Raw genomic sequence first — 25,815 nt, forward strand, 5'->3', positions numbered from 1 at the left:
GCTAGACTGCTGATAAAACTGGTTGTGATGGAGAGAGACTTTTGTTGTGGAAATCGCTAGCTTTTTCGGAGCTTACACTCGATGAATTGTATGAGCTACTCAAACTGAGAGTAGATGTGTTTGTGGTAGAGCAAAACTGCCCTTATCCAGAGTTGGACAATAAAGACCGCCATAGCCAAACCCAACACTTACTCGGTGTCGATGGACAAGGCGTTATTCAAGCTTATGCACGGGTGCTAGCGCCTGGCGTGAGTTATCCAGATGCCAGTATTGGCCGTGTGATTGTTTCCGAAGCTGCTCGAGGGGGCGGAGTTGCGCATACCTTGATGCAAAAGGCTATTTCGATATCAACCAAAAAGTGGCCCGAGCATAATATTCAACTCGGTGGACAAGAGCACTTAAAAGGCTTCTATCAAAAGCTCGGTTTTGAGCCCGTATCGGAAATGTATCTTGAGGATGGGATCCCTCATCTCGATATGTTACTAACGCGAGAAGGTTTATAGCATACAGCTCTAGTTTTAAACTAAAGTTGGAGATGTTTACCGACGAATAAAGATAGTTTTTTTGTGGTAAAAGTGTTCAACTTTATATCCCGTTATCAATCAATAAAGGCGCGCAGTGCTAAATTATATTGAACCTGTATTTAGACCCCCTTCGGAGTGGAAATCACTTATTCTGCAGGTGACCAATGGTTGTAGTTGGAACCAGTGCAGCTTCTGCGATATGTACACTGCTAGCCAGAAGCGTTTTCGAGCGCAAAAAATTGATAAAGTAGAACAAGAGCTGATCAAAGTATCTAGCTCCCAAGCTCACATCTCTAGAGTATTCTTGGCTGATGGCGATGCCATGACGCTACCATTCGCCAGATTGGAAGAGATCTGCTTACTTATAAAAAAATTCCTACCGTCAGTGACACGGATCAGCAGTTATTGTTTGCCTCGTAATATCAACAACAAGACTCCAGAGCAGTTACAACGATTGCGTGAACTAGGGCTAACTTTGCTCTACATCGGCTGTGAAAGTGGTGACGATGAAGTGCTAAAACGGATCAACAAGGGTGAAACGTTTACCTCCTCATTGACCGCGCTGCAAAAAATTAAAGCGGCGGGTATCAAGTCATCGGTAATGATTCTAAATGGTCTAGGCGGGGTGTCGTTGTCACGGCAGCATGCATTGCAATCAGCAAAGCTAATGAATGCTGCACAACCCGAATTTTTGTCAACGCTGGTGGTGACGCTACCACTGGGCACTGAGCGCATGGACAAGGCGTTTGATGGTCATTTTCAATTGCCAAATCAAATGCAATTGTTTGAAGAGATGCAGGTACTTCTGAGTCATTTAGAACTGGATAAAACTATCTTTCGTTCAGACCATGCTTCTAATTATTTAGTATTAAAAGGTGTGCTGGGCAAAGATAAAGCAAGCTTATTAGGCCAAGTCGAGGCCGCAATGAATACGCCTGAACGTATTCAATTGCGACAAGAATGGCAACGAGGTTTGTAGCATCGCCATAGCGATGTTTACGGCTCTTGAATATGGATCTCTCTTACTGGGCAAGGGATCTCTATATCGGCTTCTCTGAGTGCTTTGATTAGGCTAGCGTTGGTTTGGTATTTATCTTGGAAATAGCTTTCGGTTGCCACCCAATAACGAATGCCGATCTCAATACCTATGTTATTAAAATCATTGATACCCACTTGTGCATGCTCGCCATCACTTACCTGAGCGCTGTCAGCTAATACTTGTTTGAGGATTGACACAACCTGTTCAGGATCTGATTTATAGCTGATATTGAGCGTAGTCTCTACCAGTTTGTTAGCAAAAGAGTTATGTAATACCTCACCGACTATGTGTTTATTGGGCACATTTATTTGTTCGCCCTCTTCATTGGTGAGCACTGTCATTCCTAGATGAATATCCTTAACTAACCCGCTAACTCCTTTTACTTCAATGGTGTTACCGACAATGAAAGGTCGAGTTACTATGATAGTGATACCAGCGGCATAGTTTGCCAACATCCCTTGCAGAGCAAGACCTGCGCCTAATGATGCTGCACCAATCGCGGCGACCATAGGAGTCACACTAATCCCGAGTTTTCCAAGGGCAATAACGCCAACCAATAGGATGACTAGAATACGAACAAAGTTACTGGTGAAATTGCTGAGGGTTATATCGATTTCATGTTTTTCAAAAAGGCGGGTAACAAGGTTGGATGCTTTAGCTGCAACCCATAAGCCAATTAAGAAAATTAGCGCAGCACCTAAAATACTAAAGCTATACTGCACAATAAACTCAGTGATCATGCTATAGGCATTTTGTAATTGAGCGATCTCTTGATCTAAACCTTGTTCATTCATTATTTGGTCCTTAATACAACATTTTCACTTTGCAGCTTACTGAAGTTAAACTGTTTTGTAACTTGGTATTTACCTTGAAAATAGTTTGTTTTCAACTTTTACCTAGTCAGGTAACGATCCGTGAAGATGATCATGGTTTGCTGTAAACCTTCTGTGATATCAGCAAGAATAGGTTATTCTCAAGGGTAATTCTAATCAGTGAGATCCACTATGAAAGCGATTATTCTAGTTATATGTAGTTTGTTTGCGACCTCTGTCTGGGCAAATACTTATAGTATTGGCGATCAGTTGGAGACACTAAAATTACAAGATCAATACGAAGCAGATTACGCTGTTGATCAAAAAGTTACTCGAGTATTGTTTAGCCGTAGCATGGACGGTGGCAACCTTATTCAGGAAGCATTAGAAACAGATCCAGCGCTTTATGAAACGAACTCACTCGCTTACGTAGCAGACATTAGTGGCATGCCTTCATTAATTGCTCGCTTTGTGGCGATTCCACAGTTTAAGAAGTTTGATTATAGAGTGGCATTAGATCGAGAGGGTGAGATAACCAAGGCGCTACCTGCTGAAAAAGATCAGGCGACGTTGATTGAGCTTACAGATAACAAGATCACTCAAATCAGTTATTTTGACTCAACAGAGTCATTGTTAGAAGCGCTTAAGTAACTTATAAGTTTATAAAAAAGGCGCGTTAAGCGCCTTTATTAGTTTTATACCAATAGCATTAAGTATTTTCCCCGTTCAGAGCCCCTCAGTCTTTTCAATTCAAAGCGCATTGGTAAAGGAATGGTTATTCCCTTTTAAGTCAATGCAAAGCAGAAGTGGAAAGACTGAGGGGCTTACGTAGTGTGGCTGAGGTAAAAATGGGTAAAACGCTGTATGCTTCGCTATGAGATTTGGATATAGAATAACGATTAGCTCAAATCCCACTACTTGCCTACAGCGTTTTGAATTCCCGCTGAATGGTCAAACTTTTAATACAATTGGTATTAGCATCTAGCTAAGCTGAATGACCTTTCAAAATATCGTAGATCTCCTCTTTTAAATGCAGCTTCTGCAGCTTTAATTCGTGTACCTCTGGGGTGTAGTCGCTTGCGCTATGCTGTTCCAGATTCTTAATCTCTTCATCGAGCTGGTTATGCTTGTTAAATTTTTTCTGGAAGTGAGTATCAGAAGTTTTAAGTTTGCTTATTAATTCTCTATATTCTGGAAACATGCAGGCTGTCCTTTTGCTGATATTTTCTTGTGGTTCAACTTTAAACTAGCGTGTTCTATTTGGACTATTTGTGAGCTAGATCATGTTTTAGTGCTTTATCCCACTTGAGGAGTGTTTGATACTGTAATTGTTTGTTTTTATTGTGTTTTTAATGTTAATTATCTTTTGGGGAAATAACCTTAAGTGCGGCTGGCACTCTGCTGTTCTACTGCTATATTTCTACAATCGTTAACAATCTTGGTTTGGTAACTAGATTACGACAATTCATTTACTCTTGGCAGAAAAAGTGTGATCAGGTTAACCTTATCGCAGTCGATACTAGGTTAAAGTCGATTTATTGAGAATTTTATAATCAAAATTGAAAGAGGTTTTCACAATGTCTGATGTATTTCATTTAGGCTTAACCAAAGAAATGCTAGCTGGCGCAAGCTTAGCTATCGTTCCAGGTGATCCAGAAAGAGTTAAACGTATTGCAGAGCTAATGGAGAATGCGACATTTCTTGCAAGCCACCGCGAATATACCAGTTATCTAGCGTATATCGACGGTAAGCCTGTTGTCGTGTGTTCAACGGGTATCGGTGGACCATCTACCTCTATCGCAGTTGAAGAGCTGGCTCAGCTAGGTGTACGTACCTTCTTACGTGTTGGAACAACTGGTGCTATCCAGCCACAGGTTAATGTTGGAGACGTGATTGTTACTCAAGCTTCTGTCCGTCTTGATGGCGCTAGCTTGCACTTTGCTCCAATGGAGTTCCCAGCGGTTGCAAACTTTGAATGTACTACAGCTATGGTTGAAGCAAGCCGTGATGCAGGTTTAGAGCCTCATATCGGTATCACTGCGTCATCTGACACCTTCTACCCAGGACAAGAGCGTTACGATACGGTTTCTGGCCGCATTACTCGTCAGTTCAAAGGGTCGATGCAAGAGTGGCAAGATCTTGGTGTGCTTAACTATGAAATGGAGTCTTCAACGCTATTTACCATGTGTGCTTCACAAGGTTGGCGTGCAGCCTGTGTTGCGGGTGTTATTGTGAACCGTACACAGCAAGAGATCCCAGATGAAGCGACGATGAAGAAAACAGAAGTTAGTGCTGTTTCTATCGTTGTGGCTGCAGCTAAAAAGCTGTTGGCATAGTGGTATGACATTCTCTATAAGAGGGGTCTATTAGGGAATTAATATACTTAAGCAAAAAGGCGCATATAGCGCCTTTTTTGTATCTGTATCAAACATATTTAGAAGTGATATTTTGCTATCACTGAGTAGGTGTTCTGATCGATACCATCGACACCATACTTGTTCTTCCAGTAATCGTATTCGATACCGACAAACAGTTTATTCTTCTTATGCTCACCGAAAACCACTGCGCCTAGATCATATTTAAGCTGTGGGTTGAAGTGGAAGTTGGTTTGATACGCATCTTCATCAGTCGCGAATACCCAATCAAAGAAGCCATCAAATACGATATTAGAGTTACCAACAGGAAAGTCCATTCTAAATGCTGGAGTTAACTGCCAGCCATCGCTGATGTTATCGCTACCGGTTGCATGTCTGCGGTAGGTATTGAGCTGGAAATAGCTGAAGTACGGCACATTCAAATCCATACCTAAACCATATAGCCAGCTTTTTACTGGGCCTTCACCTTCTTCGAAGGTAAGTGCTAGAGATAGATCGCTAATTGGGCCAAGGGCTATCTCTTTGCCTAATATTTTCCCCGCGCTAAAACGAGTCGATATTTCGCCGTACGTGGTGCTGTCTTTGCCACCATTATTGCCGTTAAAATAAGTAACATCTTGGAAAGCAAACCAATCACCATACTTCCAGTCACCTGCCGTTTCAAAGGTGAAAGTTGTTTGTGAGTCAGACGGTGCCAAGTCGTAATTATCACCATATAGCGCAGTGACGCTTGCATCCCACCAATTAATCATATTGTCAGCCATTGCGGTTGGGCTGACTAGTAGCGCTAGGCATAACCATTTCTTATTCATCTCAAAACCTTTTGTGTGCAGCTTGCGCTGCTTATTGTTTGGCAATCTATACACTCTATGGTGTTATTTATAAGGGGACAGACCAATTTAAAACGATTGCTCTATAACCGTTTTAATGGCGTGGAATATAGGCTGAAACTGAATATTGTTCAAAGAGTTTGTTACGATTTTTTGCGTTAGATTGTAAATATTTTACGGTAGATTGTAATTGCACTGAGTGAGGTGTAAAAAGGTGTGTTGTGCTAGTTAGCTGCTAAGTGTTATTTATTCAGTGGTTTATGTTCGATTAATAAATGATTCATAGACCTCAGGTAGCGTGTTCTTTATAGCTTGTTTGACATAATATGTCGCAAAAAAAACAAACAGCTGATATAGTGACTGTCTGGACTCTTTCATTTCAGGGGGAAATATGGAGTTATCAAATCCTATCTTGATCTGGGCTGTAATCGGCCTATTTCTGATGTTAGCGGAGATTATTTTACCAGGTGGTATTGTGATTCTTCTCGGTGCAGCTTGTTTGGTAGTAGCTGGAGCATTAGCGACTGGTTTAGTTGAAGGTATTGTTCAAAGCCTTACGTTGTGGTTTATCGCTTCCATGGTGCTTTTACTGCTATTTAGGCAGGTAACGCAAAAGCTTGTTGGTGGTGATGCCCACGTGGATAATACCGATGAAGAGTTAGAACTCTTTAATCAATCTGCCATCGTCAAGCAAACAATCGGTCCGGCACAAAAAACGGGTCGTATTGAATTTCAGGGAAGTGAATGGCCAGCACTCGGTGATGGCACTGAAATCGCTGTCGGTAGCCAAGTCAGAGTTATCTGTCGAGACAATATCGCCTTAGTTGTCGAGCCGTTAGTTGAGCAAGCTGAAAACTTAACAAATACCTAGTTATACCAATCGGTATAAAAATTTGGTCGCTCAGCGAGAGTTTAGCGGTTTTGAAGCAAGGTCATTAAATGCTCCTGCATTAATGACATTCACCACATCCATGTGGTTTGCAGTGAGTGAAGTACATAGTTATTCTACGTTCAAGCTCATTAACGCAGTATCAGAGCCGCTAAAACTCGCCTGTAAGGAGTGTTTTTGGCTTCCTACTTCGGTGTTGGATAAAGGCAAAAGGGAACAACCATTCTGTCAATTATCCGCCTTGAATTAGTTCGCCAAAAAACACTCTGAGTAGACCAACTACTTATGCCGATTGGTATTACACTGTTTTTCTGTTGGGAAGGAATCTATACATGTTTATATTTACAATATTTGTTCTATTTGTTTTTTTCATCCTCTATAAGTTGCTACTTATTGTGCCAATGCGCGAAGTCAATGTGATTGAGCGTTTAGGGAAATTCCGAGTTGTCCTGCAGCCAGGGTTTCATTTTCTAATCCCATTTTTTGATCGTGTTGCTTACAAGCATGAGATCCGCGAGCAGGTACTCGATGTGCCGCCGCAAAGTTGTATTTCAAAAGATAACACCCAGCTTGAAGTTGATGGTTTAGTTTACCTTAAGGTGATGGACGGTAAGTTAGCCAGTTATGGTATTGAGGACTATCGTCTTGCTGCGGTTAACCTTGCACAAACAACCATGCGCTCTGAGATTGGTAAATTAAGCCTAAGCCAAACTTTCTCCGAGCGAGATAGCCTAAATGAATCTATTGTGCGTGAGATTGATAAGGCTTCAGATCCATGGGGTATAAAAGTGCTCCGTTACGAGATAAAGAATATCACTCCGTCTCGAAAGGTTATCCACACACTTGAGAAGCAGATGGAAGCTGAGCGTAGTAAACGTGCTGAAATTACGCTAGCTAATGCTGAGAAAGCCGCGATGATTAACCTTTCGCAAGGTGAACGTCAGGAAGCAATTAACCTGTCAGAGGGTGAAAAGCAGCGCCGTATAAATGAAGCAAAAGGTACGGCAGCAGAGATCACCATTATTGCCAAAGCGAAGACCGAAGGGATGGAGTTAGTCTCGACTGCACTTGCACAAGAGGGCGGTAATGAAGCGATGAACATGCAACTGAAAGAGCAGTTTATAAGCCAAATTGGTAAAATTCTCGATGAGGCCGATGTGTCAATTGTGCCTGCTGAGCTAGCCAAACTGGAAGGTTTTTTTGAAGGTATGGAGCAAGTCACTCATGCTGTGTCTGCTAATTCAGTGAAAGGAGCACGCTAATGTTTGCAGGAATTAATACTGATCTGATTGTAATGGCGATTTGGGGACTTATCTTTGCCATCTTCGTGGTTAAGCTATTTCAATCAATTCGCTTGGTGCCGACTAAATCGGCTTACATTGTTGAGCGTCTTGGTAAGTACCATTCAACCTTAGATGCTGGTTTTCATGCTTTAGTACCGTTTGTAGATAAAGTTTCTTATATCCACGACTTAAAGGAAGAAACTATTGATGTGCCACCGCAAGAGTGTTTCTCTTGTGACGAGGTTAACGTCGAAGTTGATGGTGTTATCTATATTTCAGTGACGGATCCAGTAAAAGCGAGTTACGGTGTGGTTGATTATCGTTTCGCTGCGATTCAGTTAGCGCAAACGACCACCCGCTCGGTGATTGGTACCCTTGATCTCGATCGTACCTTTGAAGAGCGAGATGTCATTAGTGCCAAGGTGGTTGAAGTACTTGATCAAGCTGGTGCTATGTGGGGGATCCGAGTTCATCGTTACGAAATTAAGAACATCACTCCACCAGAAACGGTTAAAAATGCCATGGAGATGCAGGTCAATGCCGAGCGCGAAAAGCGTGCACTGTTGGCTAAGAGTGAAGGCGACAAGCAAAGTAAGATTAATCGCTCTGAAGGTGTAAAAGCTGAAACCATTAACCACTCTGAAGGTGAAATGCAGCGCCGCATCAACGAAGCGGAAGGTAAGGGCGAGGAGATATTAACGATTGCTCGTGCTACCGCTGAATCGATTGAGCGGATGGCGGCAGTGATTGCAGCTCCAGGTGGTAAGAATGTGGTGCGTATGCAGCTTGGCGCTCAATATCTTAAGCAGATGGATGGGCTGAGTTCAAGTAAGAGTAAAGTGGTCTTGCCGGGCAACATGATGGACTTTGACCATTGGATGAATAGCATCGGGTTAGAAGAATCCAAGACTAAAAAGTAGTTCTCAGTGGTTTAGATGAACTAAATACGCCACAAATTAAAATGCTGGGTTTCAATAGGAATCCAGCATTTTTGTTGTTCGCTATTTGTCGCTCACGTAGTGTGGCTGAGGTAAAAAATTGTCAAAACGCGCTAAATGGTCAAACTGTTAATGCAATTAGTATAAGCTATTGATAATAGGAGCAAGTATGGCATTCAACGACAAGTTTAGATTGAGTTGTCACGCGGTGATACTGCGAGAGGGCGTGGATGAGATGGAGGTTCTACTGTTGAAAGCAACCTATGGTGCTTACTCATGGGGACTGCCAGGTGGTGCGTTAGAGCCTGGGGAGACTATCCATCAAGCGCTTATTAGGGAATGCCGAGAAGAGCTTGGTTTGAGCATCAATGTTCAATATCTGTCTGGCGTTTATTACCACAGCGCTTATGACTCTCAAGCATTTATCTTTCGCTGTGAAATGGATGAATCAGCGCTAATCATCTTGAGTGATGAGCACTCAGAGTACCGGTTCGTAGCAATCTCTGCACTTTCTGCGGTGCAGAAAGTGAGAGTATGTGATTGCCTTGAATATAGCGGCGCTGCGGTTAGCCGTAAGTTTTAACGGGTTTATCCTCTGCTATAGCCTTATCTTCAATAGACGCTGTTACTTGCCCTTGAGTGCTTTTCATATAGTGTTCACCTATCTTTAATAGGTCATCGAGTACCACAGGTTTACTGATCAAAAAGCCTTGGGCGTAGTCACACATCATAAAGCTTAATTCGTCGAACTGCTCTTGGGTTTCAACGCCTTCTGCAATCACTCTAATCCCGAGTGCATGCGCCATCTCTATGGTGGCAATAATCAGCTCTTTGCTGGTATCGTCGTTGTTCATATCTTTAATAAAGCTACGATCAATTTTCAAGATCTGGAATGGATAAGTACGCAGGTAACTCAGCGATGAATAGCCAGTACCAAAATCATCCATCGAGATACAGAAGCCAGCTTCACTCAGCGCCATTAAAGCATCAAGCGTATAAGCATGGCCACTGAGCAATACGCCTTCAGTTATTTCGAGTTCCAGATCTTTAGGTTGCATGCCTAACTGATTAACACTGTCATTGATTAGTTGAACAAGGTTTGGGTTTCTAAACTGTCTTGGTGACAGGTTGATAGCGATTCTAAAATCATCATTAAAGGTCTGCTGCCAAGTATGAGCGGTTTCAAGTGCACGATGCAGAATAAATTCTCCCATTGGTTCAATCACTCCCGTTTGCTCAGCAATCGGAATAAACTCTGCTGGAGAGACATTTCCTAACACTGGATTATTCCACCTCAGTAGCGCTTCAGCCCCCATTATGCTGCCATCGCGAATATCGAGCTGAATTTGATAATGAACTTGCAGTTCGCCTCGTTCAAGCGCGCCGTGGATCTGCTCCTCAATCGCTAAGCGACGAGATACTTCTTTATTCATTGCATGGGTGAAGTAGGAGTAGGTATTACGACCAATACTCTTAGTGTGGTACATGGCGGAATCGGCATTTCGCAGCAATTCTGACGGCGTTTTGCCGTCGTTAGGGTAAATAGCGATACCAATACTAGCGGTTAGAATTAACTGTCGATTATCGATGTAGAAGGGCTTTCTAAAACCACCAATAAGGTTTTCAGCCAAGGGCTGCGCATCATTGGCACTGGAGAGGCCATCGAGAAGAATGATAAATTCATCGCCACCTAAGCGACCAACGGTATCTTCTTTACGGGTGGCTTTCATAAGACGGTCGGCGGCAGTGATCAGTAGCTGATCACCAGCTTCATGCCCTAATGAATCATTAATTTTCTTAAAGTCATCTAAGTCTAAAAAGATCACAGCCAGCATTTTACCACTGCGCTCAGAGGCATCGACCAACTGCTCTAGTCGTCTTAGTGCGAGGAAGCGGTTAGGGAGATCCGTTAGCGCGTCATAATGTGCTTGGTGGCGAATTAACGCTTCTGACTCTAACCGTTCACTATTATCGTGAAAGGAGATCACCGCCCCCATTTTGTTATCGTTTAAGGTCATTGGATGTGACCAATACTCGACCGGAAAACTACTGCCATCAGCTCGCCAGAAATGATCCTCTTTGAGATTTTCATCTCGCTTATTATCTTGCTCGATAATTGAACTGACAATAGCGTTAACATCGTCAGGATTTTGGTGAATTAGACTGCGCATGTTGCAAGCGATAAGCTGTTCTTCGCTACGATAGCCAAGCAGTTTCACACACTGGGGGTTAGCAAAAATGCAGCGCCCATTTTCGTCGACACCATAAATGGCTGCAGCAGCAGAGTCCAAAATAGCAGTTAGAAGATGGTTCTTGCCAAGGATAGTTTGTTGATTATTGTGCTCCTTAGCTGAGATCTCTTGCAGGCGACTAAACATATGGTTGAGTTCAACCTCTAGATCGCTTAATTCCCCATAATCACCAATTTTATTGCGCGTATTAAGATCGCCATTTGACCAACGCCTTACACAATTTGTTAGATGGCGAACTCGCGGTGCTATCGACAATAGTTGGTATAAGCTGACGCTTAACACTGCGACATTGGCTAAGCAAAACAGGCTGACGACAAATACAAGCGTCATGTCTAAAGAGGGTTTAGCGATATATAGATAGATCACTAAACAAAGGGATATCACGCTGATGAATGAAAGTGTTAGCTGCCATGGCTTAAGTGTGTGTCGTTTCATTGTTAGCATACGCATTTCCTAACCTTGAGTTGTAAAAACAGCACCGCTCTTGCTGATAATTCAAGAGAGATGTTGCAGTGCTATCGCCGTTTTCTGAAAAACAGCTTTGCTTTGAGATAATCAACGAAATCGCCAAACCGCCCTGAAGCTCCATCGCTAGAGGACTTTTTGGCAGGTAAAAATCGTGAAATGCATAAAGTAATGTCTAGTAAGGGATAACACTTATCTAGGTGTCTAAATATGAACGTGTGGGAGTTGTGGTTGAAATTTGCTGTAGAGGTCATTTTAATCCTTTAAAATATAAGAAATCAGTCCGTGATCGCTTGTCTTGCCTGAATAAGTATAGGATCTAATTTGTTAAACAGGAAACAAGCAATTTAGCGATAAAATATCTATCTGAATGATAAGTATTTTTCACTGGTTAATTTGCACCTTTTCGATAGAATCCACTAAATTGATCAGAGCCTAATCGCCAATAAATGAGTATGAGTTGAATATGAGTATTGAAAGAATTGAAACAGGTAGTCGAATGAGTCGTATCGTGAAGCATAACGGTACTATCTATCTGTGCGGCCAAGTTTGTAAGGATGCTGAACAAGGGATTATTGAACAGACAAGCTCTATGCTGGAAAAAGTCGATGCGTTGCTTGCGCAAGCGGGTAGCGATAGAGAGCACATCTTATCGGCGACGATTTACGTAAAAGATATGCAGTACTTTGCCGAAATGAATGCCGTTTGGGATGCTTGGGTGCCTGAAGGTCATGCGCCGGCGAGAGCATGTGTAGCTGCAAAAATGGCTCGCGAAGCACTGCTAGTCGAAATTTCAGTGGTTGCTGCAGAGAAGTAATCAGCAAGTGCTGAGATGGCACCGCGATAACCAGCCATCTCAGCGATCCTCTAAGCTTTCTGTCGTTAAGATAATAGCGGTTGTTATTCCCTTCCTAGCCGTGGCGACAACGCAGAGAACTTGCAAAAAGTCTTCCTCGGTAGCAACTTCGTTTATATAAAGAATTGCCTCTGAAACCTGCACATTCACGTGGCTTGGGTATATACTGCCTGCTTGATTTTCTTGGAGGCAATAATGGACGTATCTTCTTTACTAGACGGCCTAAATGACAAGCAGCGTGAAGCCGTAGGCGCGCCGCAATCTAGCATGTTAGTGTTGGCTGGAGCGGGTAGTGGTAAAACTCGAGTGCTAACACACCGAATCGCTTGGCTAATGCAGGTCGAACAGCAAAGTCCTTACGCTATTTTAGCGGTAACTTTTACCAATAAAGCAGCTAAAGAGATGCGTGAGCGCGTCGAGAAAGTGGCTGGCGGTAATATGAGCCGTATGTGGATTGGTACATTCCACGGTTTAGCTCACCGATTACTGCGCACTCATTATAAAGATGCCAATCTGCCACAAAGCTTCCAAATCTTAGATTCGGATGATCAGCTACGACTGATTAAACGCATTCTTAAGAGTCTTAATCTGGATGAAAAACAGTATCCGCCAAGGCATGCTCAAGGCTATATCAACGGTAAGAAAGATCTCGGCCTACGACCTGCGCATATTGACGCTGGTGGTTTTCCAATTGAGCAAAACCTGCTAAAAATTTATCAGGTTTACCAAGACTCTTGCGACCGAGCGGGTCTGGTCGATTTTGCCGAAATCTTACTGCGCGCCCACGAACTGTGGCTTAACAAGCCGCATATCTTAGATCACTATCAAGATCGATTTAAGCATATCTTGGTGGACGAGTTTCAAGATACCAACGCCATTCAATATGCTTGGATCCGTGTACTCGCGGGCTCAACAGCTAACGTAATGATAGTGGGTGATGATGATCAATCTATTTACGGATGGCGTGGCGCCCAGGTTGAAAACCTACACAAGTTCTTAGGGGATTTCCCAACGGCACAAACAATTCGCTTAGAGCAGAACTACCGTTCAACTGCCAATATTCTTAATGCCTCTAACGAACTGATCGCTAACAACCCAGATCGCATGGGTAAAAAGCTGTGGACCGATGATAAAGACGGCGAGCCTATTGGGCTTTATTGTGCGTTTAATGAAATGGATGAAGCCCGCTTTATTGTGGGGCGAATTAACGATTGGCAAGATGAAGGTGGCAAGTTAGAAGACTGCGCCATTTTATACCGCTCAAACGCCCAATCACGCGTGTTAGAAGAAGCCCTGCTGCACAAAGGGATCGCTTACCGCATCTATGGCGGTCTACGATTCTTCGAGCGCCAAGAGATTAAAGATGCCATGGGTTACCTAAGGCTCATCAGTAATAAAAATGATGACGCCGCTTTTGAGCGTGTGGTGAATACACCTGCGCGTGGTATTGGCGGTAGAACCTTAGAGATAATGCGCACCACAGCGCGTCAGCAAGAGCTCACCCTGTGGGATGCCTGTGTACGTTTACTAGAAGAGAAAGTACTTAGCGGCCGTGCGGCCAATGCGGTACGTGGTTTTATGGACTTAATTGTCGCGCTAAGAGTCGATACTGAAGAGCAGTCGCTGCACAGACGTACCGATCATGTGATCCAAGCGTCTGGCCTTAAGTTGATGTATGAAACTGAAAAGGGCGAGAAGGCTAGAGCGCGCGTGGAAAACTTAGAAGAACTGGTTACCGCTGCCCGCAGCTTTGTTGTGCCTGAAGAGCTTGAAGATATGGGCGAGCTCAATGCTTTCTTATCGCACGCAGCATTGGAAGCAGGTGAAGGCCAAGCCGATGAGTTTACCGATGCGGTGCAGCTGATGACATTACACTCAGCCAAAGGTCTTGAATTCCCCATGGTCTTTATGGCGGGGGTTGAAGAGGGATTGTTCCCAAGCCAGATGGCAATCGATGAAGGTGACCGCCTCGATGAAGAACGACGTCTTTGTTATGTCGGTATGACCCGAGCGATGCAGCAGCTCTACATTACCTATGCCGAGTCTCGCCGTATTTATGGCCGAGAAAGCTTTGCGAGGCCGTCACGTTTTGTGAAAGAGATCCCTGAGCAATTTGTGCAAGAGATCCGCATGCGCACCCAAGTGTCGGCGCCAGCAGTAAGCACTCGCTTTAGCAAACAGGACAGCTCTTTTAACGAATCGGGTTTCAAAATTGGCCAAAAAGTGAGTCATCCAAAATTTGGAGAGGGCACTGTTACCAATTACGAAGGCAGTGGCCCACAGGCAAGAATTCAGGTTAACTTTTATGATGTCGGCAGCAAGTGGTTAGTGATCGCTTATGCTCGGCTAGAGAAGCTATAGCAGCGCTATTTCCAACGGATTGACGATAGCAGTTGAATACTGATTCAGCTCAGTCATAATGCGGGTATTAATTAAAGGCCGAAGACGTTTTAGGAGAGCCTAATAAAATGAATTTAAGGGATAAATTGGATGTCTACCTGCGACTAACACGCATGGACCGTCCTATTGGCACCTTGTTGTTAATGTGGCCTTGTTTAATGGCATTATGGTTTGCCGCTGGTGGGATGCCAGACATTAAGGTTCTGGTCATTTTTGTCATTGGTGTGGTTGTAATGCGTGCTTGTGGCTGTGTTATTAATGACTACGCTGACCGCGACCTCGATGCACATGTTGAACGTACTCAATCTCGACCATTAGCCAGTGGCGAAATCAGCAGCAAAGAAGCACTAATGTTGTTTGTGGTTATGGCACTGTTTGCATTTTGCTTGGTGTTATTACTCAATCCGCTAGTGGTTAAGCTGTCAGTGGTTGGCATCATTCTTACTATCATCTATCCGTTTACCAAGCGCTATACCAATATGCCGCAGATGTTCCTTGGTACGGTTTGGAGCTGGTCGATTCCAATGGCCTATGCAGCACAAACGGGTAGCGTTCCGGCTGAAGCTTGGTGGTTATTTGCTGCGAACTGGTGTTGGACAGTTGCTTACGACACCATGTACGCCATGGTTGATCGTGATGATGACCTCAAAGTAGGCATTAAATCGACGGCTATTTTATTTGGTAAATATGACCGACAGATCATTGCAGCCTTTCAATTCGCCGCACTGTGCTGCTTTATTATTGCTGGTTTTATCGCTAATCGTGGTGAGATCTACGGCTTAGGGATCTTAACCTTTATTGGTTTTGCTCTTTATCAGCAAAAACTGATTTTTGGCCGCGAAAGAGCGCCTTGCTTTAAAGCCTTTTTGAATAATAACTGGGCTGGCATGGCACTGTTTATTGCGCTTGGATTAGATTATTTAGTTTTTTAATTGTAGTACCAATTACCTCTGCCTCACTGAGGTACTGATAAGTTCATCATTATAAACGCCTTCCATCTGAAGGCGTTTTTTTATGGCTCGCTGCCGCACTGACAAATGGGCTTTGCTCTGCCCAACCTTGCTTGAATAATTGCAGAACTGTCTATACTTAATGTGTCACGGGTAACCTACATAGGCCATTTGGTCATCATTTTACTAACCACTTAAAGCGTTACCTCATCGAGACTATGGCAACAAACAAAAGGAATTGTTTGCATGGAGGAGAGCGTATGTCGTATTGGGTAACGAGCTTCGATTCGAGCCAATGGGCCGACTATGAATTAGCACTGTTGATGGTCGCCATTCTTATCTTGGTTATTTGGATTTGTGTTTGTTTATTTAAGCCTCAAGGGGCTTTACGTTGGACTGCAGCGGTATTGAGCTGCGTTGTCGTTAGTGGTGTGTGCCTTACAAGCCGTGTCGACGCGCTGCAGTTAAGTTCGTTGTTAACAAAAGGGCAGAACATCGAGGTGCTCGATGGCAGTTATCGTTACGGGCGCTATCATTTTCCCCACAATTCAGCTCACGGCGTCGACTTTCGAGAGATCCATATTGGAGGGCGCATATTAAAGCTGTATCACGCTGGGTATCTTGAGCATACTCGCTGCTATCGCAGTTTTTATAACAGTAATGAGTTCGATGACAATGCCCAGCTACGTTTATACATACATTGGTATGAACATGAAATCGAACATAACAGCGATACCGTAAAGATTAGAACCCCATGTATTCTGCGCATTGAGCAGCTTGGCACTGAAGCAGCCTAACTGACTTTTTCGCTGACGCCATTGTTAAGGTTAAACAACCAATAAAGCCCCTGTATAGCACTCGTCGGAAAAGCCGTTTCATGGCTCGCTTGGTCGATAATCAACAATTTGCTATTAATGCTGTCGAGCATTGTTTTAAACTGCTGCGCATCAGCGACCATATCAAAGTTTGAAAAGCCGCCATCGCGATTATGTTCTAATGCGCCAATCCCAATAAAGACATTGGCTTTTATGTTGCTCAAGGTCTTTTTTTGCTGCTTAATCACCTCAAATATCATCTGTTTATCCCACCAGAAAGAGGGACTGCCGAGCACATAGTTGCGGAACAACTCAGGATTTTTAAGCAGAATATAACCGCCTAACAACCCACCTAAAGAGTTACCAACAAAAGTGCGTTGTTTAGGCTCTGTTCTGAAATGCTGCTGCATATAGGGCAATATTTCGTGCTGTAGAAAGGCAATATGCCTATCGGCACCACCAGTCTGTTTTTTCCAACTGTTATCAATGCTTGGAGTAAAGTCTCGCACTCGGCTCTTGTCGCCGCGAAGGCCATTTTGCCATGAGATCCCAACTAATATCGCCTGCTGCATTTTATTCGAGTTCATTGGAAAGCGAGTGGCACCAGAGACAATTTGAAAGGCATACATAGCGTCGGTAATATAAATAACGGGATAGTGTTTAGCCTTATTGCGCTCTGCGCTATAGCCTTTAGGTAACTTAATATAGAGCTCATAGCTTCTATCGCTATCTTGGAGTGCCACGGTTTGGGTTCGAGGAATGGTAAACGCAGTATTATTGTCAGCGCTGGCGCTTGTTAATGCCGATAGCGATAGCAAGCTAATGAGAGCCAATAAAGAACCTGAGCGGGAGAGTGACTTAAGCAAACGACTGCTCCTGAAGAATGACTATGAACGGCTAAACATACGCGCAATGTATCGGATTTGGTAGTATTAACATTAGTTTACACTTAAGTTGTGGTTGTCTGCGGGCTTCACTTTCAATTAACGCGATATATGCGTACGTTAAGTGAACCGTTGAACAGGAACAATAATCATAATAATCGCAGGGAGCCAATATGCGGCGCAGCGTAAAATTCAGGATAAGCTTTTTAGCACTGGCCATTATCAGCTATGTGTTAGGGTTCAACACTCTTCCTGACACCTTATTAACTGATATTGATGAGCTCAAACTCGCCGCAGTAGCAGGTCTCTACTTTGTGATTTTGCCAATCTTCTACTGGTTGTGGATAATCAAAGCAGGCCAACAAAAAGCGTGGAAGTTGCTGCTTATTTTTAGTCTAAGTGGCTTGATGGCTAGACTCAGTTTTCCTGCCGAAATTGCCAGCTATTTTGAATTTATCATGTGGTTTAGGTACCCGATTATCGCCATATTGCTCGTCATTGAGCTGTACTTGATGGTCAGTATTGTTAAAGGACTTTGGCAAGCGCGTAGTTTAAAAGGCGACCCTAGAGTTCATATTGTTGAAAAGTATCAAGACGAAGATGACAAGAAGCGCTCTTTAGCATTGGTGTTGGCGTCAGAGCCTGCAAGTTGGTACTACGCCATCCCTTGGTTTACCCGTAATCATGTTGAGAGTGATCATTCAATAGCGCTGTTATCAGGTAAGCCCTGGGCATGGTTGCTGATGTTAATCGCAACGATTGCTTCTGCTACCGTGGTGTATCTACTACTGGCGCAGTGGAGTGAGTTAGTGGCGATTATCATCTCCAGTATTATCGCTTACGGGGTTATTTTTATTACTGCCAACTACCGAGTTTCTCGCCATTACTCTGTTTATATCCAACAGGATAAACTGGTCATTAACAACAGCATGTGGGGCTTTTTGGCTATCGATATAAATGATATTGCAGAGGTCGAAGTTGGTGAGTGGCACAAACAAACCCAAGACTCAGAGCTACTAAGCATAGGTCGTGGTACTAGCGCAAATTTACAACTTAAATTTAGCCAACCGCAGACTTACTTTGGTGCACTCGGTCAGTTGCCCGAGCAGATAGAGAAGCTTAAATTAGTCGTGAGTGACCCACAAGGTTTAGCTGCTGAGCTTGAGTTATTGCGCTCAGAGAACGCTGAGTTGTCAAATATTGAAGTTGCCAAAGCGGGCTGAAAGCAGCTCGCTAAAGTGTTTTACCTGTTGACTGGAATTGGGTTGCTTCTAGCTCGCTTAGGCTGGAATGAGCTAATACGAAGAGTCTAAAGGTCAGCACCTAATTGAAGGTGATATATGTCAGCTGAAACGTTATTCAGCTGCATTGAGCTTTTGCAAGCCGCCGTGAATATATCCCTATAGGCTCTGCTAAATCATCCATGATTTAGAAGCTTGCACAGCTCAACTCAGATGAATCACAGGCTGTTCCATGAGTTTGACTCGTTAATGGACAGGAACGCGTTAGTGCAAAGCGTCTAAGAATGGGTAGTGGAATTAGCAAATGTATGGGTATGAATTAAAGTTTACACTGACCCCACTTTTTCATTTAAGAAACACTAACACCGCATTAAGCAGCAAAAAATTGTTGGCTAAAATGTTGAACCGAGTGAAAACAGCCAACTGTTTTTGTCCACTTTAAGCGACTTGTTATGTGCTTTTTACATCTGCCATTTCTGGTTCAATAGGATGATATGGCGGTAGATATGTAACAGCCATAGGAATTGACTTTTTTCCATCCAATACAGCAACAATACCTTCACGTATCTTTTGTTGTTCGGCTTCCACGTCACCATGAGCCATAGGCTTATAGCAGTCTCTTTTTAATTGAACTTCATCAAAGTCATAACCTAAGTGTTGCGACATTGCATATAAAAGCGCCGTGAAAAGGTCATCACGTTTATCAGCCCAAGCACCTAACCTATCTTTTGTGAATTTTTCATTTAAATGGTCGTTATATACTTTCCATGCATTGGTTATTTTCTTTTCACCAGCGGATTGCGATCGTTTACCAAATAGAGTCTTTCCGTAAAACTCTAGATCAATCATGTTAAGTGCTGATACGTGTGCTTGTGAAACCCTATTTGCCCTTGTTGACATTAACGTGTGAAACAAGCCCATTTTACGTCTTTTATTTTCTTTAATGCTTTCAAGGTACTTTTGAGCCTGTACTGCGAGAATTGGTCCTGCGATGACAGCAATAACCATAATGATTTCTTTATATTCCAAGTTAACTCCTTAACTCAATGAACTACATAACGCTTTGCTAAGAGGAAAATTATGGTTGGCTAAAATGTGCGAGGCACGAGCGCAGCCAATTGTAATTTTTCCTTTTAAGCAACTTGTTATAACACGATTACGACATTACTTTATCAAGTATATCTTGGACTCTTTTTTTATATTCTGCTTCTGTGATTGTGCCTTCGTCAGCCATTTTCTTCAAAGCTTTTAATTTTTCATCTGTTTCTTTACGTTCTGCTTCAGGTGTATTTTTCCAAGCACTCCAAGCTTTAGATATTGCTTCAACAGTAAATGTCCCTCCGGTAACCGCATAGACAATAATCCAGCCCGTAGCACCGACTACACCAGCGGGGGCAAAGGCAGGAACCGCCAATAATATACCTATAGCTGTTGCCCCAGCTAATAGTGACTTTACAAAAATATTACTTTGAATCGATTCAGGGATAAAACTTGCGATAATTTCCTTGATTTCTTCTTTACTCATTGCAGGCATAAGTTGCCAACTCCTTTAGTGTTATAACAGTATATTAGGCTGAATTCCGATTAAGAACGGTCTTAATAAGAACAAGTCACCAGGGTTTCAACCACTCAAGACTAACAGTAAACTACTGTATAAACATTGAGTTGCAGCATATAAGGAAATGACTCCCTGTTTCTTTGCCTGAGTGAAACAAAGAACCTCTATCATTGCATAAAGTGCAATGTTCACGCAGGAAGAAAAGTCACTAGGCTGCGGCATATATGATAATTCGGGGGCAGGTCTTTTATCTTGCGTCCCACATTAGCTTTTGTAAGGCTGAAGCTTTAATTGCGCGACTAACAACTTCTACCAGTGAAAATCATTTTGGGGCAAAAGTGAGTTACAAAACTTGTAGAGCACACCGATTCCCCATCGGAGTTGCCGAAGTGCGGAGATGAAAATGCCGTAGAACCATCATGGATGATGGTTCAGGCTCGGCGGGACATGGATGTCGCATCTGAGCCGTTAGGCGATTTTTATTAGAGCATGAGGAGCAACAACTTCGTAGGGGCGTCATGGTGGATGCAAGGAGGATAAGGACGAGCAGTCCTCCTTGGCTCGGGTGTGGGCGAAGCGCCACGACTTTAGTCAGACGCAGTCTGATGCATTAGAAGTGTAGGCGAAGCATTATCACCTAACTAAAACTAAACAACCCAAATAAAGCGAAAAGAAGACTAAGCTTTAACGAGCTTATCCAAATCCGCTGGACGATAGTAAACCGACTTAAGCACCTTACCTTGGCGAACAATCTTACCCGCCATATCAACATCTTTAGCGCATTTAGCGATAATGAAATCACCTTTTGTGCTACCAACAATCTCTACACCTTGCTCGGCATAAAACGCGATAGTCTCTGCTAGCTCTTGCTCGTTGCGGCATACTTTGCTCATGTTGCTTGAGTGCACTTCATCCCAGCAAGTCACAAAATCGATTTCACGGTTTTTAGCCACATGTAAAAGTAGATCTATCACGTAGCTTATCTCAACACGGTCGGTCAGTTGAGTTGCACCTAAGTGCACTAAGCGGCCCATTAATACATAAACGGAGTCGACAATCGCGTCAGCTTGTTCCACTCGGCTGTCGGCTTCTGCAAGCTCTGTTAGCTCTTCGATAGCAAGGGATGTGTGCAGAGTATCGGCTTTATCATCCAGTGTTGATTCATCTTCAATCGGCAAATCAAAGGTTGCCCGAAACTCTCTAATATCACGGTAAAGGTGGTCGTAGAGTGGTTGATCTAAAGCGGATAGTTTCATTGGTATTGCCCTTGGCGCTAATATTCAAAAATTGACGCCATAGTAAAGAAATGAGCTTAAAAATGAAAGCTTGGTCTATGAGTGAATGGACTCAAGCCTATGTTGTTATTTTAAGGTCTTGGAATGAGTCAGTTAATCCTCATTATGCCCTGAAAACAGAAATGCCATGATAGTGGTTAAAATACCCACTTCAACATCTTTATTGCTGCTTTGCTGGCCATTAATATTGTGTGCATCTTGCTCTTCTCTCGCTTCACGGGCCCTGTCTGCACCTGTAATGAAAGGTTCTGCAACGGATTGAGTTTGTTGCACACTGCATCCCGTTAAGGCTGGCGTAACCAATAACATGGCAGCAAGCAGACATGCTGCTGTGGCAGGCTTACTTATGCTGCTGACTAAAAATTTGTTATGTGCTTTTGGCATCATTTAGTTCTCTATTTTTAAGTGCTCAATAACTGGAGAGGTCAGTTCATTGAGTAGTGGCTGCAGTGAATCTGCACTGATATCTAATGCTTGCCAGCCATCGGTGCCCATTATCTCTAATGAGGTGATGTGAATTGGGGGCTGAACCGTACTATTTGGCATGTTCATAGTTAATTTGCCAGCGATTCTAAAGATACCTTTTTCGGTCGTAAGGCGACTGATATTAAACACTTGCATTGCGACAGCACTATTACTGAATGATGCTGCTCACCATAAAATAATTGTCCGCACAATGAAAGAAGATGCAGGTTTGTTAGGATAATTTTTAACTTGAGCCACTTTTTTCTGTTTCTAGAAATTATTTTGTAAATATGTCTGCCAGCTTTAAAAACTATATTTTTTGCATAATAAGTTGTCACGGAGTGGCTAGATTGAATGGTTAGTCTGTTCTGCTGCGGACGCAGGTATTGCTGAAAGGGGGGCTGAAGCTAGTTGGCTGGACGCTGATGTTGCATTTATGTAAGGATTGTCGGCTTGCTAAATCAGTTGCCCGTCTTAGAGGCGATATAACATAGCAAAAGATAACAATAATAAAAGGATGTTGTATGACCTCAAATAATGACCCGAGTCCGTCCCCTACAGAAGAAAAGCCGCAACACAGGTTACCTTCGTTATTCGATGCACTGGTGCCTATCATCGCGCTGGTGATCATGTTGACCGCTGCGGTGTACCTATTCTCATCTGACAGTTCTTATGGTGCCAACCAGATAGCATTGATCATGGCGGCGTGTATTGCTTTGGTGATTGGCTGGAAAAACGGTTATAGCTGGAACGAGATGGAGAAGGGGATTGTACGCAGTATTGGCGTGGCAACCGGTGCTTTACTGATCCTGTTTACGGTTGGCTCGCTAATTGGTACCTGGATTTTAGCTGGTACGGTGCCGACGATGATCTACTACGGCATGCTGATCCTCAATCCTGAATATTTCTATGCGGCTTGCTGCCTATTATGTGCCGTGGTTGCCATCAGTATCGGCAGCTCTTGGACTGTTGCGGGCACCTTAGGTATTGCATTAGTGGGCGTGGCATCAGCCATGGGGCTCAGTGTTGAAATTACTGCCGGTGCCATTATCAGTGGCGCTTACTTTGGTGACAAAATGTCCCCAATGTCAGATACCACTAACTTAGCTCCTGCAGTGGCGGGCACTGATATTTTCTCTCATATTCGCCATATGGTGTGGACTACCGTACCGAGTATTATTATTGCGCTGATTATCTTTTTGTTCATAGGGTTAAACAGTGAAGCGACGACCAACAGCAGCAACTTTGAAACCACCTTGTCCTTGATAGAAGCCCAGTTTGCACCGGGCTTACACCTGTTATTACCATTGTTGGTGGTATTGTTCCTCGCATATAAGAGAATGCCGGCGTTTCCAACGGTAATTATTGGCACTATTGCTGGTGCTATCTGCGCTGCAATCTTTCAGTTTGATGGGGTGGTTGCACTGGCACAAGATGACACGCTATTACCTGTGGTTGCATTGGTGAAAGGCATTTGGATAGCCATGTTTAACGGTTATAGCGCTAACACTGGTGATGAAGTACTGGATAGTTTATTAAGCCGCGGCGGTATGAGCAGTATGATTAATACGGTGTGGCTGATCTTATGCGCAATGACGTTCGGTGGCATCATGGAAGTAACAGGCCTACTTAAACGGATACTGCAGGGCATTTTAGTTGGGGTTAAATCAAGTGGTAGCCTAATTATTACTACCTTAGCCAGCTGTATTGGCGCTAACTTGATCACCGCCGATCAGTTTATTGCCATCGTATTGCCGGGACGCATGTTAAAAGTGGAATACGCCAAGCGCGGTCTGGCGCCAGTGAACCTGAGCCGAGCATTGGAAGATTCAGCCACTATTACTAGCCCACTGATCCCGTGGAATACTTGTGGCGCTTATATGGCGAGCACACTTGGCGTTGCGACGATTGCCTATCTGCCCTACGCCTTTTTTAACTTAGTGTGCCCGTTTATTAGTGCCGCTTATGCTCATTATGATTTTAAGATTGAGCGTTTAGAGCCTGAATTGGAAGAGGCCATCGCGTAACTATTTCGACTGTCAGATAAGACCGAGTATTTTAAAATATTCGGCCTTTTTTTATGGCGATTTAGTTGTCTATTTGCCACTGTCTTTGGTTGTTCATCTCGGTGAGCAACACTTGAAAGCTATGTTGATTGTGTAGGTAATCAAAGCTTGGGTGCCGTAGTAATAATTCGCCGTTGAGTAAGCCCTGATTAATCGCCTGGATCAGGTAGCGCAAGCTATCATCAGTTTGCTGTTGATGGGCGTAAATCAGCGCCAATGACAAGCTATCTTCTGCTCTGTCTGAACCGTTAGTGAGCCGGAGTTTGTACTGCTCAATCAGTGAGGGTGCAGCGAGATCTTGCTGGCTTAGATAAAGCAGTAATTCAGCATGTTGGCGGGTGTGGTTGTTGCTGCTGTTAATGTATGGGGCAATCGTTTTAGCGGCCAATTCAAAGTGCTGTTGATATAAATAGCTTTGCGCCAGACCATAGTGATATTGGAACTGCTGCGGATGGGATAACAGCAACTGGCTAAAGTGACTTTGCGCCGCAGTTAATTGCCCCTGTTGCAGCAGCCAAAGGCCAAGCGTGGTGTTGCCAAGCACTGAGTCAGGTTGCAGCAGCAATGCTTTGTCGAGCCATTCTTTAGCTTGGGAGTATTGAGTAAGTGCGAGTAAGGTTTGTGCCTTGTGAACCATGCTAACGCTGTTGGTGTTATCTCTATCGAGTGCTTTATTGTTCCAATACAACGCCCGTTGTAACTGCCCCATTTCACGATAGATAAAGCCTAAATTTGACATCGCTTCGCTAAAATCACTTTGCTTTTGCAGCGCTTTTAGATTGGCATTGGCGGCTTTAGTTAACCAGCCCTTATTGTAGTAAGCCAGTCCTAGCGCTTTATAAGCTTGAGCCAAATTGGGATCGAGTGCTATCGCTTTATAGGCGGCATCTATGGCTAGCTGTTGCCAATGATCGTCACCGTTAAACTGAAATACCCCTTGGCTGTAAGCATCTGATAGCCCTGCATAAGCTTTGGCCATATTAGGGTTGATCTCTATGGCGGATTTGAACAGTTTTATGGCATTTAAGTTATCTGCTTGTCGATAGCGATGATAGTAATCTAGCGCCTTACGATAAAGCTCATTATCAAAACCTTGGGCTTGTTGCTCTGCCATGGTCTCGCTGACTGATTTGGGAATATTATGGCTAGAGGAGATAAGCAGGGCGATGCAGGCGAATAGCACTACGATAGTGGCAAGCCCCAGTGAAGTAACCTTCCAGAATAAAGGATACCCGTGGCCAGCTTTAGGGCTGACATAGCTATCATTGGCTAAGCTTAACTTGACGCTTAAAGATGTGTCGGCAATCGGCGTTTTATTGACCTCGCCGAGCATACGGTAGCCACGGCCTCTTATCGCTTCTATATATTTAGGTTGTGAAGCATCATCTTCTAAAGCTCTTCTAAGCAGTTTGACTCGTTGCTTTAGTGTTTCGTTGCCCACAACAGTATTGGGCCAAACTTTTTCTAGTAGCTGCTGCTGGCTTAATATTGCGGGAGCCGCCTCTAATAGCGTGCAAAGTAGCTGATAGCTTAACCAAGGCAGTTTAAGCTCTTCTGTGTCATTGCGAACAAGCGTTCCAAGCTGGGTATCTAACTTAAAGTCAGCAAATTGGTAGCGATAATTGATAGTGCCATCCTATAGCGAGCCCAGTGAATAGGCCATATCTTGGTGAATGTTCACAACTTAAATGCGGTGACTCTTAGCATCAGTTCAAGCCGCTTGAGCCGATGCTAAATGTCTACTTTACCCATGTTTCACCAACTGACAACTGCTTTCACCAACCTTCACCAAGATTTACTTAGCCTTTCACCGAGTGTTCTGAGGCTATTCTACAAAAAAGCCCCTTTGATTATCATCAAAGGGGCTGCTCTATAGAT

Annotated in this window: 25 protein-coding genes; 14 read left to right on the forward strand and 11 right to left on the reverse strand. The window is 43.5% G+C overall.

Translation table 11 applies throughout. The features are described 5' to 3' along the window. The first annotated feature begins 41 nt into the window (after positions 1-41). Together K5R16_RS00285 and K5R16_RS00290 are read left to right on the forward strand one after the other, a co-directional pair. Entirely contained in the window at positions 42-503 is a 462-nt protein-coding gene (locus K5R16_RS00285; protein ID WP_220735553.1) for a GNAT family N-acetyltransferase, read from the forward strand. A gap of 115 nt (positions 504-618) precedes the next feature. Further along, positions 619-1,503: a radical SAM protein gene (locus K5R16_RS00290; RefSeq protein WP_220735554.1), complete on the forward strand. Its 885-nt coding sequence runs from the start codon at positions 619-621 to the stop codon at positions 1,501-1,503. A 17-nt stretch (positions 1,504-1,520) separates the two neighbouring features. Here K5R16_RS00290 and K5R16_RS00295 read toward each other — a convergent pair whose 3' ends face one another. After that, positions 1,521-2,357, reverse strand: a complete 837-nt coding sequence (locus tag K5R16_RS00295) for a mechanosensitive ion channel family protein (RefSeq protein ID WP_220735555.1) — start codon at positions 2,355-2,357, stop codon at positions 1,521-1,523. Positions 2,358-2,567: 210 nt separating this feature from the next. On the opposite strand from K5R16_RS00295, the gene K5R16_RS00300 reads away from it, so the two are divergent. Next, positions 2,568-3,026 carry a hypothetical protein gene (locus tag K5R16_RS00300; protein WP_220735556.1) on the forward strand — a complete coding sequence of 153 codons (459 nt, stop codon included), beginning with the start codon at positions 2,568-2,570 and terminating at the stop codon, positions 3,024-3,026. A gap of 334 nt (positions 3,027-3,360) precedes the next feature. Here the strand turns inward: K5R16_RS00300 and K5R16_RS00305 are convergent, their stop codons facing one another. Further along, entirely contained in the window at positions 3,361-3,576 is a 216-nt protein-coding gene (locus K5R16_RS00305) for a YdcH family protein (RefSeq protein WP_020914669.1), read from the reverse strand. A gap of 376 nt (positions 3,577-3,952) precedes the next feature. Between K5R16_RS00305 and udp the strand changes: the two genes are divergently transcribed. Further along, a complete protein-coding gene (gene udp, locus K5R16_RS00310; protein ID WP_220735557.1) occupies positions 3,953-4,711 on the forward strand; it encodes a uridine phosphorylase in 759 nt (252 codons plus the stop codon). Positions 4,712-4,809: 98 nt separating this feature from the next. Here udp and K5R16_RS00315 read toward each other — a convergent pair whose 3' ends face one another. After that, the gene (locus K5R16_RS00315) at positions 4,810-5,562 is read right to left on the reverse strand and encodes an ion channel protein Tsx (RefSeq protein WP_220735558.1); all 753 of its coding nucleotides are present in this window, start codon (positions 5,560-5,562) and stop codon (positions 4,810-4,812) included. A 409-nt stretch (positions 5,563-5,971) separates the two neighbouring features. Between K5R16_RS00315 and K5R16_RS00320 the strand changes: the two genes are divergently transcribed. From K5R16_RS00320 to K5R16_RS00335, 4 genes are all read left to right on the forward strand, one after another. Beyond that, positions 5,972-6,451 (forward strand): NfeD family protein, encoded by a 480-nt coding sequence (locus K5R16_RS00320; RefSeq protein ID WP_220735559.1) that lies wholly within the window; start codon positions 5,972-5,974, stop codon positions 6,449-6,451. 350 nt (positions 6,452-6,801) lie between these two features. Further along, positions 6,802-7,731 (forward strand): slipin family protein, encoded by a 930-nt coding sequence (locus K5R16_RS00325; protein WP_220735560.1) that lies wholly within the window; start codon positions 6,802-6,804, stop codon positions 7,729-7,731. Beyond that, entirely contained in the window at positions 7,731-8,672 is a 942-nt protein-coding gene (locus K5R16_RS00330) for an SPFH domain-containing protein (protein ID WP_220735561.1), read from the forward strand. Before K5R16_RS00325 ends, K5R16_RS00330 begins: the two co-directional genes overlap by 1 nt. Before the next feature lie 187 nt (positions 8,673-8,859). Next, a complete protein-coding gene (locus tag K5R16_RS00335; protein WP_220735562.1) occupies positions 8,860-9,273 on the forward strand; it encodes an NUDIX hydrolase in 414 nt (137 codons plus the stop codon). Here K5R16_RS00335 and K5R16_RS00340 read toward each other — a convergent pair. Next, positions 9,257-11,386 (reverse strand): bifunctional diguanylate cyclase/phosphodiesterase, encoded by a 2,130-nt coding sequence (locus K5R16_RS00340; protein ID WP_259649726.1) that lies wholly within the window; start codon positions 11,384-11,386, stop codon positions 9,257-9,259. The genes K5R16_RS00335 and K5R16_RS00340 overlap by 17 nt on opposite strands. Before the next feature lie 487 nt (positions 11,387-11,873). Between K5R16_RS00340 and K5R16_RS00345 the strand changes: the two genes are divergently transcribed. The 4 genes from K5R16_RS00345 to K5R16_RS00360 all read left to right on the forward strand — a co-directional run bounded on the left by K5R16_RS00345 (position 11,874) and on the right by K5R16_RS00360 (position 16,410). After that, positions 11,874-12,224: a RidA family protein gene (locus tag K5R16_RS00345; protein ID WP_220735563.1), complete on the forward strand. Its 351-nt coding sequence runs from the start codon at positions 11,874-11,876 to the stop codon at positions 12,222-12,224. Positions 12,225-12,458: 234 nt separating this feature from the next. After that, positions 12,459-14,624 carry a DNA helicase II gene (gene uvrD, locus K5R16_RS00350; RefSeq protein ID WP_220735564.1) on the forward strand — a complete coding sequence of 722 codons (2,166 nt, stop codon included), beginning with the start codon at positions 12,459-12,461 and terminating at the stop codon, positions 14,622-14,624. Positions 14,625-14,731: 107 nt separating this feature from the next. Beyond that, on the forward strand, positions 14,732-15,595 hold the full coding sequence (gene ubiA / locus K5R16_RS00355) for a 4-hydroxybenzoate octaprenyltransferase (protein ID WP_220735565.1): 864 nt from the start codon (positions 14,732-14,734) through the stop codon (positions 15,593-15,595). A 278-nt stretch (positions 15,596-15,873) separates the two neighbouring features. Then, a complete protein-coding gene (locus K5R16_RS00360; RefSeq protein ID WP_220735566.1) occupies positions 15,874-16,410 on the forward strand; it encodes a hypothetical protein in 537 nt (178 codons plus the stop codon). Here K5R16_RS00360 and K5R16_RS00365 read toward each other — a convergent pair. After that, the gene (locus K5R16_RS00365; protein WP_220735567.1) at positions 16,407-17,294 is read right to left on the reverse strand and encodes an alpha/beta hydrolase; all 888 of its coding nucleotides are present in this window, start codon (positions 17,292-17,294) and stop codon (positions 16,407-16,409) included. The two genes, K5R16_RS00360 and K5R16_RS00365, sit on opposite strands and share 4 nt — an antisense overlap. Positions 17,295-17,485: 191 nt before the next feature. On the opposite strand from K5R16_RS00365, the gene K5R16_RS00370 reads away from it, so the two are divergent. Then, a complete protein-coding gene (locus tag K5R16_RS00370; RefSeq protein ID WP_220735568.1) occupies positions 17,486-18,535 on the forward strand; it encodes a hypothetical protein in 1,050 nt (349 codons plus the stop codon). 468 nt (positions 18,536-19,003) lie between these two features. Here K5R16_RS00370 and K5R16_RS00375 read toward each other — a convergent pair whose 3' ends face one another. The 5 genes from K5R16_RS00375 to K5R16_RS00395 all read right to left on the reverse strand — a co-directional run bounded on the left by K5R16_RS00375 (position 19,004) and on the right by K5R16_RS00395 (position 22,027). Next, positions 19,004-19,582, reverse strand: coding sequence for a DUF6680 family protein (locus K5R16_RS00375; protein ID WP_220735569.1), 579 nt, complete (start codon positions 19,580-19,582; stop codon positions 19,004-19,006). A 127-nt stretch (positions 19,583-19,709) separates the two neighbouring features. Continuing rightward, entirely contained in the window at positions 19,710-20,087 is a 378-nt protein-coding gene (locus K5R16_RS00380) for an SHOCT domain-containing protein (RefSeq protein WP_220735570.1), read from the reverse strand. A 701-nt stretch (positions 20,088-20,788) separates the two neighbouring features. Then, complete coding sequence (locus tag K5R16_RS00385; RefSeq protein ID WP_220735571.1) at positions 20,789-21,367, reverse strand: nucleoside triphosphate pyrophosphohydrolase family protein; 579 nt, start codon at positions 21,365-21,367, stop codon at positions 20,789-20,791. 132 nt (positions 21,368-21,499) lie between these two features. Continuing rightward, on the reverse strand, positions 21,500-21,793 hold the full coding sequence (locus tag K5R16_RS00390) for a hypothetical protein (RefSeq protein WP_220735572.1): 294 nt from the start codon (positions 21,791-21,793) through the stop codon (positions 21,500-21,502). Then, entirely contained in the window at positions 21,794-22,027 is a 234-nt protein-coding gene (locus K5R16_RS00395) for a hypothetical protein (protein ID WP_220735573.1), read from the reverse strand. It abuts the gene before it with no gap. A 368-nt stretch (positions 22,028-22,395) separates the two neighbouring features. On the opposite strand from K5R16_RS00395, the gene nhaC reads away from it, so the two are divergent. After that, positions 22,396-23,898: a Na+/H+ antiporter NhaC gene (gene nhaC / locus K5R16_RS00400; RefSeq protein WP_220735574.1), complete on the forward strand. Its 1,503-nt coding sequence runs from the start codon at positions 22,396-22,398 to the stop codon at positions 23,896-23,898. A gap of 61 nt (positions 23,899-23,959) precedes the next feature. On the opposite strand, the gene K5R16_RS00405 is transcribed toward nhaC, so the two are convergent. Next, the gene (locus K5R16_RS00405; RefSeq protein WP_220735839.1) at positions 23,960-25,564 is read right to left on the reverse strand and encodes a winged helix-turn-helix domain-containing protein; all 1,605 of its coding nucleotides are present in this window, start codon (positions 25,562-25,564) and stop codon (positions 23,960-23,962) included. Positions 25,565-25,815: the final 251 nt, after the last annotated feature.

Source organism: Shewanella sp. c952, assembly GCF_019654975.1.
Taxonomy (GTDB): Bacteria; Pseudomonadota; Gammaproteobacteria; order Enterobacterales; family Shewanellaceae; genus Shewanella.